The 16,966-nt window shown below is 73.4% G+C and carries 17 protein-coding genes; 9 read left to right on the plus strand and 8 right to left on the minus strand.

All coding sequences use genetic code 11. From position 1 onward, the window contains the following. The first annotated feature begins 245 nt into the window (after positions 1-245). Positions 246-1,307: an ATP-binding protein gene (locus HNP84_RS00325; protein ID WP_185047286.1), complete on the plus strand. Its 1,062-nt coding sequence runs from the start codon at positions 246-248 to the stop codon at positions 1,305-1,307. Between the two features lie 33 nt (positions 1,308-1,340). Then, positions 1,341-1,727 carry an SCO5389 family protein gene (locus tag HNP84_RS00330; RefSeq protein WP_185047287.1) on the plus strand — a complete coding sequence of 129 codons (387 nt, stop codon included), beginning with the start codon at positions 1,341-1,343 and terminating at the stop codon, positions 1,725-1,727. On the opposite strand, the gene HNP84_RS00335 is transcribed toward HNP84_RS00330, so the two are convergent. Genes HNP84_RS00335 through HNP84_RS00345 form a run of 3 tightly spaced genes read right to left on the minus strand, consistent with a single transcriptional unit; the run spans position 1,696 to position 4,405 of the window. Beyond that, positions 1,696-2,745 (minus strand): LLM class flavin-dependent oxidoreductase, encoded by a 1,050-nt coding sequence (locus HNP84_RS00335; protein WP_425586081.1) that lies wholly within the window; start codon positions 2,743-2,745, stop codon positions 1,696-1,698. The genes HNP84_RS00330 and HNP84_RS00335 overlap by 32 nt on opposite strands. 26 nt (positions 2,746-2,771) lie before the next feature. Beyond that, positions 2,772-3,467, minus strand: coding sequence for a ribonuclease HII (gene rnhB, locus HNP84_RS00340; protein WP_185047819.1), 696 nt, complete (start codon positions 3,465-3,467; stop codon positions 2,772-2,774). Beyond that, a complete protein-coding gene (locus tag HNP84_RS00345) occupies positions 3,464-4,405 on the minus strand; it encodes a LysR family transcriptional regulator (protein WP_185047288.1) in 942 nt (313 codons plus the stop codon). Before HNP84_RS00345 ends, rnhB begins: the two co-directional genes overlap by 4 nt. A gap of 98 nt (positions 4,406-4,503) precedes the next feature. Here HNP84_RS00345 and HNP84_RS00350 point away from each other — a divergent pair, with 98 nt between their 5' ends. Together HNP84_RS00350 and HNP84_RS00355 are read left to right on the plus strand one after the other, a co-directional pair. Continuing rightward, the gene (locus tag HNP84_RS00350; RefSeq protein WP_185047289.1) at positions 4,504-5,802 is read left to right on the plus strand and encodes a pyridoxal phosphate-dependent aminotransferase; all 1,299 of its coding nucleotides are present in this window, start codon (positions 4,504-4,506) and stop codon (positions 5,800-5,802) included. Between the two features lie 114 nt (positions 5,803-5,916). After that, entirely contained in the window at positions 5,917-6,561 is a 645-nt protein-coding gene (locus tag HNP84_RS00355) for a GNAT family N-acetyltransferase (protein ID WP_185047290.1), read from the plus strand. Between the two features lie 122 nt (positions 6,562-6,683). On the opposite strand, the gene HNP84_RS00360 is transcribed toward HNP84_RS00355, so the two are convergent. Further along, positions 6,684-7,181 (minus strand): hypothetical protein, encoded by a 498-nt coding sequence (locus HNP84_RS00360; RefSeq protein WP_185047291.1) that lies wholly within the window; start codon positions 7,179-7,181, stop codon positions 6,684-6,686. Between the two features lie 423 nt (positions 7,182-7,604). Between HNP84_RS00360 and HNP84_RS00365 the strand changes: the two genes are divergently transcribed. Then, the gene (locus tag HNP84_RS00365; RefSeq protein WP_185047292.1) at positions 7,605-10,616 is read left to right on the plus strand and encodes an AfsR/SARP family transcriptional regulator; all 3,012 of its coding nucleotides are present in this window, start codon (positions 7,605-7,607) and stop codon (positions 10,614-10,616) included. A gap of 337 nt (positions 10,617-10,953) precedes the next feature. Here HNP84_RS00365 and HNP84_RS00370 read toward each other — a convergent pair whose 3' ends face one another. Further along, positions 10,954-12,420, minus strand: a complete 1,467-nt coding sequence (locus HNP84_RS00370) for a DUF7059 domain-containing protein (protein WP_376771804.1) — start codon at positions 12,418-12,420, stop codon at positions 10,954-10,956. Positions 12,421-12,582: 162 nt separating this feature from the next. Here HNP84_RS00370 and HNP84_RS00375 point away from each other — a divergent pair, with 162 nt between their 5' ends. Further along, positions 12,583-12,894 carry a hypothetical protein gene (locus tag HNP84_RS00375; RefSeq protein ID WP_185047294.1) on the plus strand — a complete coding sequence of 104 codons (312 nt, stop codon included), beginning with the start codon at positions 12,583-12,585 and terminating at the stop codon, positions 12,892-12,894. A gap of 83 nt (positions 12,895-12,977) precedes the next feature. Here HNP84_RS00375 and HNP84_RS00380 read toward each other — a convergent pair whose 3' ends face one another. Both HNP84_RS00380 and HNP84_RS00385 read right to left on the minus strand, forming a co-directional pair. Next, entirely contained in the window at positions 12,978-13,577 is a 600-nt protein-coding gene (locus HNP84_RS00380; RefSeq protein ID WP_185047295.1) for a TetR/AcrR family transcriptional regulator, read from the minus strand. Between the two features lie 71 nt (positions 13,578-13,648). Beyond that, on the minus strand, positions 13,649-14,212 hold the full coding sequence (locus HNP84_RS00385; protein WP_185047296.1) for a GNAT family N-acetyltransferase: 564 nt from the start codon (positions 14,210-14,212) through the stop codon (positions 13,649-13,651). Positions 14,213-14,298: 86 nt separating this feature from the next. Here HNP84_RS00385 and HNP84_RS00390 point away from each other — a divergent pair, with 86 nt between their 5' ends. The 3 genes from HNP84_RS00390 to HNP84_RS00400 all read left to right on the plus strand — a co-directional run bounded on the left by HNP84_RS00390 (position 14,299) and on the right by HNP84_RS00400 (position 16,258). Continuing rightward, positions 14,299-14,790 carry a winged helix-turn-helix transcriptional regulator gene (locus HNP84_RS00390; protein ID WP_185047297.1) on the plus strand — a complete coding sequence of 164 codons (492 nt, stop codon included), beginning with the start codon at positions 14,299-14,301 and terminating at the stop codon, positions 14,788-14,790. Positions 14,791-14,852: 62 nt separating this feature from the next. Then, positions 14,853-15,671 (plus strand): SURF1 family cytochrome oxidase biogenesis protein, encoded by an 819-nt coding sequence (locus HNP84_RS00395; protein ID WP_185047298.1) that lies wholly within the window; start codon positions 14,853-14,855, stop codon positions 15,669-15,671. Positions 15,672-15,676: 5 nt separating this feature from the next. Then, entirely contained in the window at positions 15,677-16,258 is a 582-nt protein-coding gene (locus tag HNP84_RS00400) for a putative glycolipid-binding domain-containing protein (RefSeq protein ID WP_185047299.1), read from the plus strand. Here HNP84_RS00400 and HNP84_RS00405 read toward each other — a convergent pair. Beyond that, a complete protein-coding gene (locus HNP84_RS00405) occupies positions 16,245-16,952 on the minus strand; it encodes a hypothetical protein (RefSeq protein WP_185047300.1) in 708 nt (235 codons plus the stop codon). The genes HNP84_RS00400 and HNP84_RS00405 overlap by 14 nt on opposite strands. Positions 16,953-16,966 lie beyond the last annotated feature (14 nt).

A 16,966-nucleotide genomic window follows, 5' to 3' on the forward strand; every position in this document is an offset into this window, starting at 1 on the left:
AAACAACGACCGGTCCCCCACGACAACCAGCGGTTGTACACCGCGGCCGGGAGCGTCCTGTCGCGACATGGGCGAACGCTCCGGGGGCGAAAACGGGCGGGTGGCCGGAAACCGGAGGCGCCGCGGCCCTCGGCGGGCGAGATGGGCGCGCTGGAGGCGCGGGATTGCGTACGCGGAGCGGGCCGGCGTGGCATCATGTGATCGTCGGTGTAGGAATGGTTTTCATAATCGGATTGGAGCGGGGCGTGAGAGTGGCCTTCGTTGGCAAGGGCGGCAGCGGCAAGACGACTCTGTCGGCGCTGTTCTCGCGGTACGTCGCGGCGCGGGGCGGGCCCGTGATCGCGGTGGACGCGGACATCAACCAGCACCTCGGCATGATCCTCGGGGTCGATGAGGACGACCTGCCGGCGGCCATGGGGGCGCACCTCCGCGAGATCAAGGAGTATCTGCGGGGGAGCAACCCCCGCATCGCCTCCGCCGAGGCGATGGTGAAGACCACTCCGCCCGGACGCGGGTCGCGGCTGCTGCGGCTGGGCGAGGCCACCGACGAGATCCACCGGCGGTTCGCGGTCACCACGCCCGAGGGTCCTGGGCTGATGGTCACCGGGCCGTTCGACGAGGACGACCTCGGGGTCGCCTGCTACCACTCCAAGGTGGGGGCGGTGGAGCTGTACCTGAACCACCTGGTGGACGGGCCCGGTGAGTACGTCGTCGTGGACATGACGGCGGGGGCCGACTCCTTCGCGTCCGGGCTGTTCACGCGGTTCGACCTGACCTACCTCGTGGCCGAGCCCACGCGTCAGGGCGTGAGCGTCTACCGCCAGTACCGCGACTACGCCGCCGAGTTCGGGGTGCGGATCGCGGTCGTCGGCAACAAGGTGCAGGGGCCGGAGGACGTCGAGTTCCTGCGCTCGCACGTCGGCGCCGACCTGCTGACCTGGTTCGAGCACAGCAGGTCCGTACGCGCCCTGGAGCAGGGCCGGGCGTTCCGGCTCGACGACCTGGAGCCGGCCAACCTCGACGCCCTCGCGCTGCTGCTCAAGCACCTCGACGCCCAGGAGAAGGACTGGGAGCGGTTCGGGCGGCAGGCGGTGGAGTTCCACCTGCGCAACGCCGCGGCCTGGGCCAACCGGGCCACCGGGCAGGATCTGGCGGCCCAGGTGGACCCGGAGTTCGTGTTCGGGCCCGCCGCGCTGGGCTCGCACCCGGACGCCGGTTCGCACGCGGACGCCGGTTCGCACCCGGATGCCGGTTCGCACGCGGATGTCGCTTCGGCGCCTATGGAGCCCGCCGCAAGCCTTGCCTAACGTCTGATTGATCCCCCTTTGAGAGGAGAAAGCATGTCGCTGACCGTTTCGAACGATCTTCTCGACCAGGCTCTGGCGGGTGAGGTGGACGACGAGGCGTTCGTCGCCTGCGTACGCGACTCACTGCCCTACGCGTGGTCGGTGATCAGCGAGCTGGTCGAGGAGCGCGACAGAACCGGCGCCGCATTCGCCGACAACCAGACCCCGCCCCCGGACGAGGCCGCGCGGGGCCAGCTCCTGCGCTGCCTCGCCAGCGACGCCATGCGGGGCGCGCTGGAGCGGCACTTCGGGATGCGGCTCGCCTTCCAGAACTGCCACCGGGTGGCCGTGTTCGACCCGACCGCCACCGAGGCCCTGCGCGAGTTCGTCACGCCCAGGGCGCAGATCCTCAACCAGAAGCCGGAGCTCGTCGACTGCTGAGCTCCCGCACGGCCGGCAACACCTCGGCTCCCAGCCGGGCGATGTTCTCCAGGGTGCGGGCCTGCTCGCCCGCACCCTCCACCATCAGGATCAGGTGCCGCAGGCCGGTGCGCTCGGCGGTCTCGGCGATCCTGGCCACGCAGTGCTCCGGCGAGCCCACCGGGTGCATGGCGCACAGCTCGCGGGTGTAGGCGTGCGGGTCGCGCATCGGGCGGGGCCGGTCGTCGAGCGGGCGGTGGCTCGCGAGTCCGGGGCCGAGCCAGGTGGGCATCGCCGCCGTCAGCTCCCGCACCGCGGCCTGCGTGGTGTCGGCCACGTGTCCCACCGCGGCGGCGACGTGTGGCAGCCCGGCGGGCCCCCGGCGCTCGTACGCGGCGATCATGGCCGCCTTCTCGGCGTCGGGGGCGTGCATGCCGAGCAGCATGGGCAGCCCGCGCTCGGCGGCCAGCGCGAGCGTCGCCTCCGACGTGCAGGCCACCACGGGCGCGTACGCGCCACCGATCCCCGGCACCATCGCCACCTCGCGGAAGCGGAAGAAGTCGCCGCCGGCGCCGACGCTGGGCCGCCGCAGCGCGGCCAGCAGGAGGTCCAGCGACTCGGGGAAGCCGCGCTCGTACCGCTCGGCGCCGGTGCCGAAAACCTCAAGGTCCACCCAGGGGCCGCCGCGCCCCACGCCCAGCCGGAACCGCCCGCCCGACGCGTGGTGCAGCACGGCCGCCTGCTCGGCCAGGGCCACCGGGTGGTGGGTGGACAACACGCTCACCGCGGTGCCCACCTCGATCCGGCTGGTACGCCCCAGCGCCACCCCCGCCAGCGTCGCCGCCGACGGGCACACGCCGTAGGACATGAAGTGGTGCTCGGCGATCCAGGCGTCGTCGAACCCGGCCGCCTCGGCGGCCACGATCGCCTCGACGGTGTCGGCCAGCACCTGGCCGGGGGCGCGGCCCGGAAACCCGGCCGCCACCAGGAAGACCCCGATCCGCATGCCGGCCGTGCCCGTCATAGCAGTGCCCGTCATCGCAGTGCCCGTCATAGCAGTGCCCGTCACAGCAGCGTCATCTGGCCTTCGCTCGGGTGGCGGTGGCGCTTCAGGTGCCGCCACCGCGGCAGGTCGTCCAGATAGGACCAGGTCATCCGGTGGTGCGGGGTCGGGCCGAGGTCGGCCAGGGCCTGCTGGTGGACCGGCGAGGGGTAGCCCGCGTTCTCGCCGAACCCGTACGCCTCCAGCCCCAGCCCCGCCATGTACGCATCGCGCCGCACCTTGGCCAGCACCGACGCCGCTGCCACCGAGATGGACGCCTGGTCGCCCTTGACCTCGCACCGCACCGGCCAGGGCGCGCCGATGTAGTCGTGCTTGCCGTCCAGGATCACCGCCCCCGGGCGCTCGGGCAGCGCCTCCAGCGCCCGCCTGGCGGCCCGGCGCAGGGCCTCGGTCATGCCCAGCTCGTCGATCTCGGCCGCGGACGCCTCGCCGTAGCCGATCCCGGCGGCCCACGCCTCGATCTCGGGCACCAGCGCCTCGCGCCGCGCCGCGGAGAGCTGCTTGGAGTCGGTCAGCCGCTCGGGCGGCGGGGACAGGTCGGTGACCACGGCGCACACCGTGACGGGACCGGCCCAGGCGCCCCGGCCCACCTCGTCCACCCCGGCGACCAGGCGGGGGCGGCGGGAGGAGGTGGCGAGGAGGCGTTCGATGTCATAGCTGGGGGCCATGGGGCCGACGGTACCGGTTCCGGGGCTCAGCGGGCCGCCAATCGCAGCGGCTCCAGGTCGGCGGCCAGCACGCGGGCGGCCACGTGCATGGCGCGGATCGTCACCGAGACCGACGGCCGGTGCACCCCGGACGCGCGGGCCACCGCGTGCACCTCGCGGCCCAGCGACACGCCGGGGAACTCGCGGACCACGATCCCGCGCACCCCGGCCGCCAGCGCCAGGGCGGGCACGGCGGCGATGCCGATGCCCTTGGCGACCAGGCTCAGGATCGTGCCCAGGCCCTCGAACTCCCACGGCACGGGGCGGGCGCCGCCGACCTCGGCGAGGAGCCGGTCCACGGCGAGGCGGGAGGGCTCGCCGTCGGGGGTGGCCATCCACGGCTCATCGCGCAGCTCGGCCAGATCGACCGGGACGTCGGGGTCGGCCATGCGGTGCCGGCGGGGCACGACCAGCACCAGCGGGTCGTGCAGGAGGGGGAAGACGCGCAGGGTGGCGGACTCGCGTTCGCGCACCCGGCCGTACCAGTCGTCCACAAGGGCGATGTCCACCTCGCCGGACTCCAGCTCGCGCATGCCGCGCCCGGAACGGCCCTGACGCATGCGCAGGCTGAGCGCGGAGTGGCGGCGCAGCGATCGTGCGAGCGCCGGGGCGAATGCGACCGCCGCGGTGGGGAAGGCGGTCACGGTGACCCGGCCCGAGGGCGTGGCCGCGTGGGCCGACAGATCGGTCTCGGCGGCCTCGACCATGGACAGGATGCGCTCGGCGTGCTCCACGAGCCGGCGGCCGGCGTCGGTCAGCTCGGCGCTGCGCGCGGTGCGGTCGAGCAGGGCGGTGCCGGCCTCGCGTTCGAGCGCGGCGAGCTGCTGCGAAACGGCCGAAGGACTATACCCGAGAGAGGAGGCGGTAGCGGCGATACTACCCCTCCTGGCGAACTCGCAGATCAAGGCAAGACGCCGCAGATCGAGCATCGGACTTCCTAACGCCTACCCACGAAAAGCCTCGCTTGTGGTGATGCCTGTGGGCCCTCAGTCTGGGAACGTTCCCGAGCATAAGCAGGAGGCACCCCATGAACGTAACCCTTTCCGCCACGTTGGCGGCGAACGAGGACATCGAACGAAGACGGCGCGCCGGGGAGCGGGTGCTCAACCTCGCCTTCGGCGAGGCCGGCCTGCCCGTCCACCCGGCGCTGCGGCGGCGTCTCGTCGCCGCGTCAGGGAGCAACGGGTACGGCCCGGTGGCGGGCTCGCCCGACCTGCGCGCGGCGGCGGCCGGATACTGGTCGCGGCGAGGGCTGCCCACCGATCCCGATCTCGTCGTGTCCGGCCCGGGGAGCAAGTCGCTGCTCTACGGCCTGCTGCTCGCCCTCGGCGGCGACATCGTGCTGCCGATGCCGAGCTGGGTGAGCTACGCGGCGCAGGCCGACCTCGTCGGCGCCAACCCGATCATGGTGCCCGCGCCCCCCGGCGAGGGAGGGGCGCCGGACCCCGCCCGAGTCCGCTCGGCGGTGCTGCACGCGCGGGCGCGGGGGCGTACGGTCGGCTCGCTGCTGCTGACGCTGCCCGACAACCCGACCGGCACGCTGGCGGCCCCCGAGACCGTGCGCGCTCTGGCCGAGCTGGCCCGCGAGCTCGATCTCGCCATCATCTCCGACGAGATCTACCGCGATCTGGTCCACGACCCGGGCACCCCGTTCCTGAGCCCGGCCGAGGTGGCGCCCGAGCGTACGGTGATCACCACCGGGCTGAGCAAGAGCCTGGCGCTCGGCGGGTGGCGGATCGGGGTCGCCCGGCTGCCCGACGGCGCCCATGACCTGCGCACCCGCCTGCTCGCCGTGGCCAGTGAGATCTGGTCCAGCCCGGCCGCCCCGGTGCAGGAGGCAGCGGCGTACGCGTTCACCGAGCCGGCCGAGCTGGCCGAGCGGGTGACGCGCAGCCGCCGGCTGCACGGCACGGTGGCGCGGGCGGTGCACGCGCGGTTCCGGGCGGCCGGGGCCTCGGTGGCCATGCCGCGCGGCGGGTTCTACCTCTACCCCGACCTGGGACACCTGCGCGAGCGGCTGGGGGTCGGGTCCTCCGCCGAGTTCGCGGCGCTGCTGCTCGACCGGCACGGCGTGGGCGTGCTGCCCGGACACGCCTTCGGCGACGACCCGGCGGCGCTGCGGGTGCGGGTGGCCACGAGCCTGCTCTACGGGACGACGACCGAGCAGCGGCTGACCGCGTTGCACGCCGCCGACCCGGTCGCGCTGCCGTGGATCGCCGAGGCGCTGGACCATCTGGACGAGGCTCTGGACGGCCTGGCGACCGAGCGTCACGCGGTTCCCGCGCGGCGCGTGCCCGCCCTGGTGCCGACAGCGGCGGCGAGCTGACCGACCAGGGGTTTCGCGCGTTTCACTCCGCCCGGCGGCGGCTTTTCCTGATGCTCACCGTAATGTCTCGCGCATTTGGTCCCGGCGCCGGGCCGGAGCCCCCATCATGTGCTCATGCCCGCTCTTGTCACCTTGTCCGGGCGCTCCGTGCGCCTGGAACCTCTCAGCCTCGCGGCGATCGACGAGCTGGTCGCCGCGGCGAGTGAAGACCGCTCCACCTATCGCTTCACTCGCGTTCCCGCGACGCGGGAGGAGATGGTCTCCTACGTGGAGGCCGCTCAGGCTGAACAGGCGGAGGGCCGTTGCCTGCCCTTCGCCATCAGGTGGCTGAGCACCGACACCATCGTCGGTGCCACCCGTCTGATGCACCTGGAGTACTGGCAGGGCCCGATGCCCTGGCCTCCGGGTACGCGGGGAGCGGTGGGCGAGGTCCCGTCCGTGGCCGACATCGGTTACACCTGGCTGGCCGCGTCGGCCCAGCGCACGGGGGTCAACCTGGAGAGCAAGCTGCTGCTGCTCTCCCACGCCTTCGAGACCTGGCAGGTCCACCGCATCTCCCTGAAAGCCGACGTACGCAACACCCGATCCCGGGCCGCCATCGAGGCCCTCGGCGCACACTTCGACGGTGTGCGGCGGGCGGACAGCCGAGGCGCCGACGACACGGTCCGAGATACGGCGTACTACTCGATCCTGAACGTCGAATGGCCGGCGGTACGGGATCGGATGCTCGGCAGGCTCGGCTGGACCGAGGCCGCCTGAGCGGTGACGCGCACAACCGAATAGGGCCCTGACACACGCGCGGCCCGCCCGGGATTCCGGGCGGGCCTTTCGTGTTCTTCCAATATGTTCAGCGGCCCGCGCCGGGCCGGCGGTTTTTCCGATCAGTAGTCCGCGTGCTCGTCGGCCTCGTAGATGTACTCCCACTTGCCGCAGTACTTCTTGGCGTGGAACTTCTCGTTCCAGTAGCAGACGCGGGCCTGCACGGTCTCCACGTCGTGCTCCCAGGCGTGGAAGTACTTGTAGCCGTTGGAGCCGCACTTCTTGGCCCAGTAGGTCTTCTCGTCGCCGTGCTCGTCCTCGAACTTGATCTGGACGTAGCCGCACAGCCACCAGGGCGAGTGCTTGTCGTAGAGCTTGCCCTCGACGTGCACCTTGTCGCCGTGGCTCCACACGCGGCCGTGCGCCTTGGCCCGGGAGTCGTGAGCCCACTTGGAGTAGGACGGGCCCCAGTACTCGTCGTAGTCGTAGCCGGAGGCGGTCGCGGTGGCAGAGGCGGCGGCCGGGGTGGCGGCGTTGGCGGCGGTGGCGGGCAGGGCCAGGGCGAACGCGGTGGCGCTGACGGCGGCGATCCCGAGAAGGGTGCGGGTCGTACGACGCATTTCGGTTTTCTCCTTTTGGTGAGGGCGATCCCCGCTCGGGGGAGGCAGATCCATTGATAGGCCGCCCCGCCTGCACGCCGCTTACAGCCCGTTTACGCGAACCTGCAATCCGCTGTCTCCGGCCTTGCCGTACGCCGAGCCGGACGACCGGCCTCGCTCGGACACGCGCAGGGCCCGCACTGACGAGTGCGGGCCCTGAACCAGCCGGTCTTTCGGATATGTGGAAGGCATGGCCGCCCCCGTGTCACTCGGGGCCATGCCTTTCGTTGTCTCCACGGTCTCCCAGGGCGCTCAATACCGGATCAACACCGGATCAACGCTGCGTGAACCGGCCGCCGACCACACAACCCGTGCCTTCGAGGTAAGCATCGAAGGATCTATGCTTTTGGCCAAGAAACTTCCCATTGGGGTCGGAGTGGCGAAATGGCTGTTCAGGGCATGGAAGGCGGACTGCGGTTCGCCGTGCTCGGCCCTGTCCAGGCCTGGCGCGACGGCGTGGAGCTCGATCTGGGCACCCCGTTACAGCGATCCATCCTGGCGATGCTGCTGCTGCGTGAGGGCCGGGCGGTCACTCCCGGCGAGATGATCGACGCGGTGTGGGGGGAGGAGGCGCCGCCGCGGGCGCTGGGCGCGCTGCGTACGTACGTGTCGCGGCTGCGCACCGTGCTCGAACCCGACCGGTCGCCGCGCAGCCGCCCGGAGCTGCTGACCTCGGTGGGCCGCGGCTACGCGCTGCGACTGCCCGACGGCGCCCTGGACCTGACCCTGTTCGAGCGGGACGTCGCCAGGGCGGAGGCCGCGCGCCGGGCCGGCCGGCCGGAGGAGGCCGCCCGGTTCCTGCGCGAGGCGCTGGGCCGGGGCGGCGGCGAGCCGCTGGCCGGAGCCGTCGGCCCGTACGCCGAGCACCAGCGCAACCGGCTGGCCGAGCGGCGGATGGCCGTGACCGAGGCGCTGGCGGACGTCGATCTGCTGCTCGGCAGGCACAGCGAGATCCTGCCCGACCTGATCGCGCTGACCGCCGAGCACCCGCTGCGCGAGCGGCTGCGGGCGCAGCTCATGCTCGCCTACTACCGGTGCGGGCGGCAGGCCGACGCGCTGGCGGTGTTCGCCGACACCCGGCAGGCGCTGATCGACGAGCTGGGCGTGGACCCGGGCCCGGAGCTGACCGCGCTGCACCAGCGCATCCTGGCCGCCGATCCCGCGCTCGCGGTCCCCCCGCGCCAGGCCGAGCCCGCGTCCGCGCAGGCCGAGGAGGCGGGCGAGGCGGAGCAGGACCCGCCGGAGGTCGAGGAGCTGCCGCGCCCGGCCCAGCTTCCCGCCGCGGTGCCCGACTTCACCGGCCGCCGCGAGGTCGTCAACCGCCTCCGCACGCTGCTCGCCGGGCCGGGCGGCGCCGAGGGGGTGCCGGTGGCGGCGATCTGCGGCATCGGCGGGGTCGGCAAGACCACGCTGGCCGTGCACGTGGCCCACGCCGCCGGCGACCTGTACCCCGACGGCCAGCTCTACGCCGACCTGCGCGCGTACGGCGACGAGGCCGCCGACTCCGCGCTGCGCGCCTTCCTGCGCGCACTGGGCATCCCGGCCGACATCATCCCCGAGGGCCGGGCCGAGCGGGCGGCGCTGTACCGGTCGCTGCTGGCCGAGCGGCGCATGCTGGTGCTGCTGGACAACGCCCAGAGCACCGAGCAGGTGGCGCCGCTGCTGCCGGGCGCCCCGGGCTGCGCGGCGATCGTGACCAGCCGGAGCAAGCTGGCCGACCTGCCCGCGGCCCGCCTGTTCGACCTGGACGTGATGGAGCCGGACGAGGCGCTGGCGCTGTTCTCGGCGGTGGCCGGGCCGGAGCGGGTGGCGGCCGAGCGGGCGGCGGCGATGGACGTGGTGGCCGCGTGCGGGTTCCTGCCGCTGGCGGTGCGGATCGTGGCGGCGCGGCTCGCGGCCCGGCCCGGCTGGACGGTGGCCTCACTGGTGCCCCGGCTGGCCGACGAGCGCCGCCGCCTGGACGAGCTGCGGGTCGGCGGGCTGGCGGTGGACGCGACCTTCGCCCTCGGCTACGGCCAGCTCGACCCGGCCCAGGCGCGGGCGTTCCGGCTGCTGTCGCTGGCCGGCGGGCCGGACGTGTCGCTGGGCGCGGCCGGGGCGATGCTGGACCGCGAGGCGCACGAGGCCGAGGACCTGCTGGAGTCGCTGGTGGACGCGAGCCTGCTGGAGGCCCCCGCGCCCGGCCGGTACCGCTTCCACGACCTGCTGAAGCTGTTCGCCCGCCGCGAGGCGGAGGCGTCGGAGCACCCGGACGCCCGCGAGCAGGCGCTGGCCCGGCTGCTCGGCTTCTACCTGGCCTCGGCGGCGCAGGCGCACCGGCTGGCGTACGAGGGCAGCCAGATCGCCGACCACCTGGCCGTGCGCGGGGCGACCGGGCGCACGTTCGGCGGCGCGGACGAGGCCGTGGAGTGGCTGAGCGTCGAGGCCGACGCGCTGTTCGCGGTGCTCGGCCAGGCCGTGGCCCGCGCCGGGGCGGCCGGGGAGAGCGGCGCGTCCGGTGCGCTGCTGCCGGCGGCCGACCTGCTGGTGGCGATGGAGCCGCTGCTGGAATCGGGCACGCACATGCGCGAGTTCGACCGGCACGCCCGCGACCTGCTGGCCGCCGCGCGCCGGGCGGGCGACGGCCCCAGCGAGGTGCGCGTGCGGTACGTGCTGGGCCGGGTGCTGTTCGGCGCGAACATGCTCGCCGAGGCCGAGGAGCAGTTCCGCGCCTCGCTCGACCTGGCCGGCGCGCTGGGCGAGCGGGTCGTCATCGGCGAGACCATGAACGCGATGGCGGTCGTGGCCGGCCGGCAGCGCCGCCACCACGAGGCGCTGGCCTGGTTCGACGCGGCCACCAAGGTCTACCGCGAGATGAACGCCCCGGCCGGCGAGGCGCTGGTGCTCAGCTACTCCGCCCGCGACCACCTGGGGCTGGGCCACCCGGAGGACGCCATCGCCGCCGCCGAGCAGGGCCTGGCCATCTTCCTGGACATCGGCAGCGGCGCGGGCATCGCGCGGGCGAGGTACCACCTCGGCATCGTGTTGTCGCGGGTCGGCCGGCTGAACGAGGCGGTGCACCACCACGCCGAGTGCCTGGCCTTCTTCCGGGCCAGCAACCAGCGGGTCTGGGAGCAGAGGGTGTGCACCAGGCTGGCCGAGACGTTCATCGCCGCCGAGCGCTTCCAGGACGCCGTACGCCACGCGGAGCAGGCCCTGACGGTGAGCCGGGAGATCGGCCATCCCTACGGCGAGGCGCAGTCACTGTTCGTGCTCGGCCGGGCCCTGGCCGGGCTCGGCGGCGCCGCCAGGAGCCGCGAGTGCTTCGACCGGGCCCACGCCCTGTTCGCCCGCATCGGCGCCCCCGAGGCCGACGACCTGCGCGCCCTCCTCGACCGCGACGGGGTCAAGAGCTAACGGGCCGAGATCCCGGAACAGGTCGTCGTCCAGCCGCGTCATACGCACGTGGTTGATCACCATTGCGCTCCCGTTCTGACCGTGTGATCCCCGTGCGCCCGTCGTATACGGTGCCCGACCCTTGTATACGGTGCCCGACCGGCCATCTCACCGCCGCGTGGAGCTAGGGGGCCCGGATCACCGGATGCCACACGCGACGGCTAGCCGCCTCACTTCGACGGCCGGCCGGGCCTGGCACGGACCTCGAACCCCCCGGGTCCCTGCCACGGCACTCAGCTTGGCGCGGCCTGCTCAACGTCGGATCAACGCCCGATCAACACCGCGCCGGGCGGGCGGGTCAGAGGGTGAAGAAGCCCTCCGCGATCAGGGCGCGGACGGCGGCGGGGGTGGAGGCGCGCAGCTCGGCGGGGTCGCCGCCGGTCAGCTCGGCGATGGCGTCGAGGAGCGGGGCGAGCGGGAGGGTGCCGTCCACGACGCCGGCGAGCGCCGCCTCGACCGTGCCCACCGCCGCCGTACGCCGCAGCCCGCGCGTCTGCCGCAGCACGATCCGGGCCGGGTCCTCGGCCCCGGGCGGGCCGGAGCGCTCCTCGGTCACCCCCTCGGCCACGGCCGGGCAGGCGGCCAGCAGCTCCTCGTCGGTGAGCCGGTGGGCCGCCCCGATGGCGTCCAGCACGCCGGACACGTAGCCGCCGACGGGCAGCTCGACCCGCTGGGTCAGCTCCTCCACCCGCACCACCGGGTCGAGGGTGCCGGAGTCGCGCAGCGTGATCCAGCCGAAGCCGACGCCGGTGACGTCCATCGCCTCCAGCCGGCCCAGCCAGGCGTCGTAGCGCTCGGCGTAGCGGGGGGTGCCGTGCTCGGCGGAGTCGCGCAGCCACAGCTCGACGTACTCGGCCGGGTCCTGGACGTCGCGCTGCACCGCCCAGCCGTCCAGGCCGGTCTCGGCCAGCCAGCCGCCCACGCGGTCGCGCCAGTCCTCGCCCTTGACGTGCAGCCAGTTGGCCAGCAGGTGGGCGTATCCGCCGGGGGCCAGGTGGCGGGGCGCGAGGCGGACGAGGTGGCGGCAGAAGCCGTCGGCGTCCTCGCCGGACTCGCGGTAGGTGAGCCCGCCGCCGGGGGCGATCACGAACGGCGGGTTGGACACGATCAGGTCGAACCGCTCGCCCTCGACCGGCTCGTACATGGCGCCCTGCCGGGCCTCGACCTCGGCGCGCTCGTGCACGCCGGACAGCCGCCAGGTCAGCGCGGCCAGCTCCAGGGCGCGCGGGTTGACGTCGGTGGCCACGATCCGCCGGGCGCGGCCGGCGAGGTGCACGACCTGCACGCCGCAGCCGGTGCCGAGGTCGAGCGCCCGCTCGGCGGGGGCGCGGGCGGCGAGCTGGGCCAGGTTGGCGGACGCGCCGCCCGCGCCGACGACGTGGTCGGTGCGCAGCGGCGGGTCGCCGGGGCGCACCTTGCGGTCGGAGACGAGGTAGCCGCCCTCCTCCCAGGGCTGCAGGTGCACCGCGGCGCGTACGGCGGTGCCGTGCTCGGCCGTGAGCAGCCCCGACTCGACGAGCCCGGCCACGGGGAGCGGCAGCTCGGCCGCCTCGACCGGGACGCCCAGCCACCACAGCCGGATCAGCGCGGCGAGCGCGTCGCCGTCGCGGGTGGCGCGCAGGGCGGGGACCAGCTCCTCGCGGGCGAGCGCGGAGGCGGCGACGTCGCCGAGGCGTTCGCGCACCCCGTCGAGGGTGTAGCCGGATTCGAGCAGGCGGTCGCGGAGGCGGTCCAGCAGAGCTTCGGGCACGTTCATCCCCACCATCCTCGCACCGCCCGGCCCCGCTGGGCGCGATGCCACGATGTGACGGACGGCACCTTACCGGTTACATAACGACGCAAGTGTTCTGCAAGTGGCGGTTAAGTGGATCGCGATACCTATGTCGATAGCCGCCACACTGCCGTCCCGACAAGGAGCGGATCCACGATGTTGATCCCCTGCTTGGCCTGCGACTCGCGTTTCCACCCCGACGAGTTCTTCCGCGCCTGCCACGACTACAACCGCGGGCGCGATCTCGTCGCGTGGACCTGCCCGAGGTGCGGGAACCGGGACGAGCTGCGGGTGCTGCCCGGCGAGCTCGGGTTCGGCTACCCGAGGCGGGGCCGCTTCGACGTGCACGACCGGCTGCGGGTCCCCGGCCTGCGCCGGCACCGCCAGGACCTGCGCCTTGACATCTCGCTGGACCAGAAGGTCTGGCGGGTGCCCACCCGGCTCGGCCACATGGCGGGCGCTCGCTGAGAGCCCTCGATCACTCCGAGCCCGATCGATCCGGGCTGATCACGCGGGGCCGATCAATCCGGGGCTGATCGATCCGAGGCTGATCAATCCGGGGCGCCCGGCTGGCGCAGGCTCTGCCAGGCGGCCTGGGACAGGCCGGTGATCTCCTCGGGCGTGGGCTGGTGCGCCCCGCTGAACCACAGGCGGCACATCTCCTGCGCCGGGCCCAGCCAGAGCACGTAGCACATGGTGGGGTGCACGGGCTGGAGCAACCCGGCCTTCATGTGCGGGCGCCACCAGTCGGACACCTGGCGGAAGAACGCGCGCCGCGACTCGGCGACCTCGGTGCCGCCCGGCTCGGTGCGGCGCGGCGGCCGCTCACTGATCAGCAGCCTGGCGCGCTCGGGGTGCTCGCCGCACCAGGCCATGTGGAAGGCCACGATCGCCTCGATCCCCGCCCGCGCCTCCTCGTGGCGGCACAGCTCGGCGAGGAACGCCTCCTGGTACATGTTCAGCGTCTCGGCGTACAGGACGCCGAAGACGTGTTCCTTGCTGGCGAAGTGGTGGTAGAAACTGCCGACGCTCACGCCGCTCTCGTCGCGCAGGCTGGCCAGCGTGGTGGCCGAGACGCCGTCCTGGCTGAACCGGCGCAAGGCGCCCTCGATGATCCGGGTACGGCCGTCGCGTCCTTTGACACTCTTCACAGGGTCAATGGTGTGCTAACAGAACCTTGTTCCGCAAATGGCTGCCCGCTGTCAGAGTTCCACGTCAGATCTTAGCCCACCCTTGGCCCACCATTAGCAAGATCGTTGAGATCGGGCGCGGCCGGAATCCGTACGACGACCTCGACCGTCCCCGAGCACACCCGCATGGCCGCTCCGGGCCAGCGGCGCCGGATCATGGCCAGCACCCGCCGGTTCTCCCCCATCACGTCCATCGCCGCCGTACGCGCCCCGCGCGCCGCAGCCCGGCCGAGCAGCGCGTCCATCAGCCGGGCGCCGCAGCCCATGCCCTGCCACTCGTCGGCGACCACGATCGCGACCTCCACGTCCGCGCCGCCCTCGCGGGCGTAGCTCATCGCGTGCCCGACGACCTCGCCGGTGCCGGTCGGCACGGCGAGCAGCGCGTCGCGGTTGCCGTCCACGGCGAGCAGGGCGCGCAGCAGCGTCCGGCTGGGCCGGGAGACCCCCGTGAAGAAGCGCAGCGTCTGGGTGCGCAGCGACAGGCCGGCCAGGAACCGGCGTACGGGCTCCTCGTCGCCGGGGCGCGCCGGGCGCACCTCGATCGCCTCGAAGGGCACGGTGGGCCCGGGGACCTGGACAACCTGAGTTCGAATCACGGACTCAGCCTGGCGTGGCAACCTGAGTCTGTCAAGTAGACTCAGCAAATATTGGAAGGAGCGGGGCGACGACCTACTATGCGGGCATGACCATGCCCTTCCGAGTGGACAACTGCTCGATCGAGGCCACGCTGGGCATCGTCGGAGAGAAGTGGACGTTCCTCGTGCTGCGCGAGGCGTTCAACGGAGTACGCCGGTTCGCCGACCTCCAGGCCGGCACGGGCGCGCCCCGCCAGGTGCTCAGCGCCCGCCTAGCCCGCCTCGTCGAGGAGGGGCTGCTGCGCAAGGTCCCCTACCGCGAGCCCGGCCAGCGCCAGCGCGACGAGTACCGCCTGACGCAGAAAGGGCTCGACCTTTACCCGATCATGGTCGCCCTGATGCACTGGGGCGACCGCTACCTCGCCGGCGACGACGGCCCGCCGGTGCTGCTCACCCACCGCGACTGCGGCGCGCCCGTCGAGCTGCACATGCGCTGCGCCGAGGGCCACGAGGTCGCCTCGGCGCGCGAGATCACCCCCAGGCCGGGCCCCGGGTTCCGCCCCGCCCGCCACCCCGCCCGCGCCGCCGCCGACGGCTAGCGGCCCCGGCGCCGGTCAGGGCCGCGGTCGGGACCGGTCCCCCGGATGCCTACCCTGAAGTCGTGTACAGGTTCCTCCTGACTCCGCGCTGGCTGGCGTTCCACGTGGTGGTGCTGCTGGTCATCCCGGCCTTCGTCTTCCTCGGCCAGTGGCAGTTCGGCCGGTTCGAGGAGCGCTCGGCCGCGAGCCACCAGATCACCGCCAACCTGGAGGCCGCCCCGGTCGCCCTCGGCACGCTGGTGCCGCCCGGCGGGAGCGTGCGCGAGGCCGACAAGTACCGCCGCGTCACCGTCTCCGGCACCTACGACCCCGGGCACGAGCTGGTGGTGCGGCGCCGGCCGCAGGAGGGCAGGCTGGGCTTCCTGGTGCTGACCCCGCTGGTCACCGGGCAGGGCCAGGCCGTGCTGGTGAACCGGGGCTGGGTGCCCGCCGGCGCCACCGCCGACGCCATGCCCGAGGTCCCCGCGCCGCCGGCCGGGCAGGTGACCGTGACCGGGCGGCTGCGGCTGAGCGAGAGCGAGGAGTCCTCCGGGATCAGGAACCGCTCCGGGCTGCCCGCCGGGCAGGTCCTGCTCATCGACGCCAGGGCGATCGGCGGCGGCCTGCCGTACCGGATCATCGACGGGTACGTCGAGGCGATCGAGCAGAACCCGAAGCCGGCCACGGCCCCCGAGCCGGTGCCCGAGCCCGACGTGGGCGCCGGCGGCGGGCTCAACCTGGCCTACGGCGTGCAGTGGTGGCTGTTCATCGGCGTGGCGGTCGGCGGGTGGTTCTTCCTGATCCGGCGCGAGGCCGCCGACCGCAGGGCCGCCGCGGCGCGCGACGGGCAGGAGTCGCAGTCCGTAACCTCCGCGGAACAGGCCCAGAACGTGGGAACCTGACAGGTATGCGATCGCTGGTGTGGGTGAAGGACGCCGGGGCCGAGTACGCCGAGGTCGATCTGTCGGGCGGGCTGGCCGCGACCGGGGTGGCGGTCGGCGCCGACCCGGTGCCGTACCGGCTGGAGTACTCCCTGCGCACCGCGGCGGGCGACCACGTCACCGAGGCCCTCACCGTGCGCTCCTCGGGCGCGGGCTGGTGGCGCGTGCTCGACCTGCGGCGGGGCCCCGACGGCAAATGGGTCTGCGAGGCCGACCAGGAGGGCGCGCTCGGCGGGCCGCCGCCCGGCGGCGACACCGGGGCGCTGAACGACGCGCTCGACTGCGACCTCGGCCTGTCGCCGCTGACCAACACCATGCCGGTGCTGCGGCACGACCTGCTCACCACGCCCGGCAGCGTGGAGTTCGTGATGGCCTGGGTGCGCGTGCCCCATCTGTCGGTGATCCGGCACGAGCAGCGCTACACCCACATCTCCCCCGGCGTGGTGCGCTACGAGAGCGACGGGTTTCGCTCCGAGCTGGTCTTCGACCGCGACGGCCTGGTCACCGACTACCCCGGGCTGGCCCGCCTGGCCACTACAGGGGGATGAACACCAGCAGGAACGTCAGCGCGATGGCCAGGATCAGCGCCTGCCAGCCGTCCAGCGGGCGCCGCTCGGGCAGCACCTCGTGCGGGCGGCGCCAGATCGGATAGGGCTCAAGCAGCACGTACGCCACCGCTCCCCCGCGCAGGAACAGCCAGAACCAGCCCCAGCGGGTCGCGTAGCGGCGCTGGGGCAGCCCCAGCATGAGCAGGAAGGCGATGGCCAGGGCCACCGGCCCGAGGGGCGCGAGCGGCCCCCACAGCCGTTGCAGCTCCACGTACGCCCACAGGCTGCCCATCGCGCCCAGCCGGTCGGTGACCGTCACCGGCCGCCCGCCGATCCGCGCCGCCGCGTCGATCTTGTCGAGGTACTCCCGGCGCACCGACTCAAGCCGCTCCTCGTCCAGGCGGGTCGTCACCGGGTCCCACACCTCGGGCTTGATGTAGCCGAACGCCCGGTACCACGACAGCGGGCCCTCCGACCAGGTCAGCTCCCCGTACCCGGGCCAGGCGCGGTCCATCACGATCGTGCTCACCCGGCCGGCGCGCAGGTCGGCGTACAGGTCGTCCAGGGTGCGCGGCGTGGGGTCGCCGTTCACGTTGACCGCGAAGGTGCCCAGACTCAACAGCACCAGCAGGACGATCCGGGTGTAGAGCAGCACCCGGTCCCCGATCCCCCGGGCCCCGACCACGGAATCCACGATCACCGACAATC

This window comes from Thermocatellispora tengchongensis (assembly GCF_014202315.1).
Taxonomy (GTDB): Bacteria; Actinomycetota; Actinomycetes; order Streptosporangiales; family Streptosporangiaceae; genus Thermocatellispora; species Thermocatellispora tengchongensis.

What these genes read in the sequence shown, in the direction of transcription:
- HNP84_RS00345 (WP_185047288.1), bottom strand. Translation starts at nt 4,405, where the DNA reads ATGCTCGATCTGCGGCGTCTTGCCTTGATCTGCGAGTTCGCCAGGAGG.
- HNP84_RS00335 (WP_425586081.1), bottom strand. Translation starts at nt 2,745, where the DNA reads ATGACGGGCACTGCTATGACGGGCACGGCCGGCATGCGGATCGGGGTC.
- HNP84_RS00350 (WP_185047289.1), top strand. Translation starts at nt 4,504, where the DNA reads ATGAACGTAACCCTTTCCGCCACGTTGGCGGCGAACGAGGACATCGAA.
- HNP84_RS00400 (WP_185047299.1), top strand. Translation starts at nt 15,677, where the DNA reads ATGCGATCGCTGGTGTGGGTGAAGGACGCCGGGGCCGAGTACGCCGAG.
- HNP84_RS00390 (WP_185047297.1), top strand. Translation starts at nt 14,299, where the DNA reads ATGACCATGCCCTTCCGAGTGGACAACTGCTCGATCGAGGCCACGCTG.
- HNP84_RS00330 (WP_185047287.1), top strand. Translation starts at nt 1,341, where the DNA reads ATGTCGCTGACCGTTTCGAACGATCTTCTCGACCAGGCTCTGGCGGGT.
- HNP84_RS00375 (WP_185047294.1), top strand. Translation starts at nt 12,583, where the DNA reads ATGTTGATCCCCTGCTTGGCCTGCGACTCGCGTTTCCACCCCGACGAG.
- HNP84_RS00370 (WP_376771804.1), bottom strand. Translation starts at nt 12,420, where the DNA reads ATGGTGGGGATGAACGTGCCCGAAGCTCTGCTGGACCGCCTCCGCGAC.
- HNP84_RS00360 (WP_185047291.1), bottom strand. Translation starts at nt 7,181, where the DNA reads ATGCGTCGTACGACCCGCACCCTTCTCGGGATCGCCGCCGTCAGCGCC.
- HNP84_RS00365 (WP_185047292.1), top strand. Translation starts at nt 7,605, where the DNA reads ATGGCTGTTCAGGGCATGGAAGGCGGACTGCGGTTCGCCGTGCTCGGC.
- HNP84_RS00355 (WP_185047290.1), top strand. Translation starts at nt 5,917, where the DNA reads ATGCCCGCTCTTGTCACCTTGTCCGGGCGCTCCGTGCGCCTGGAACCT.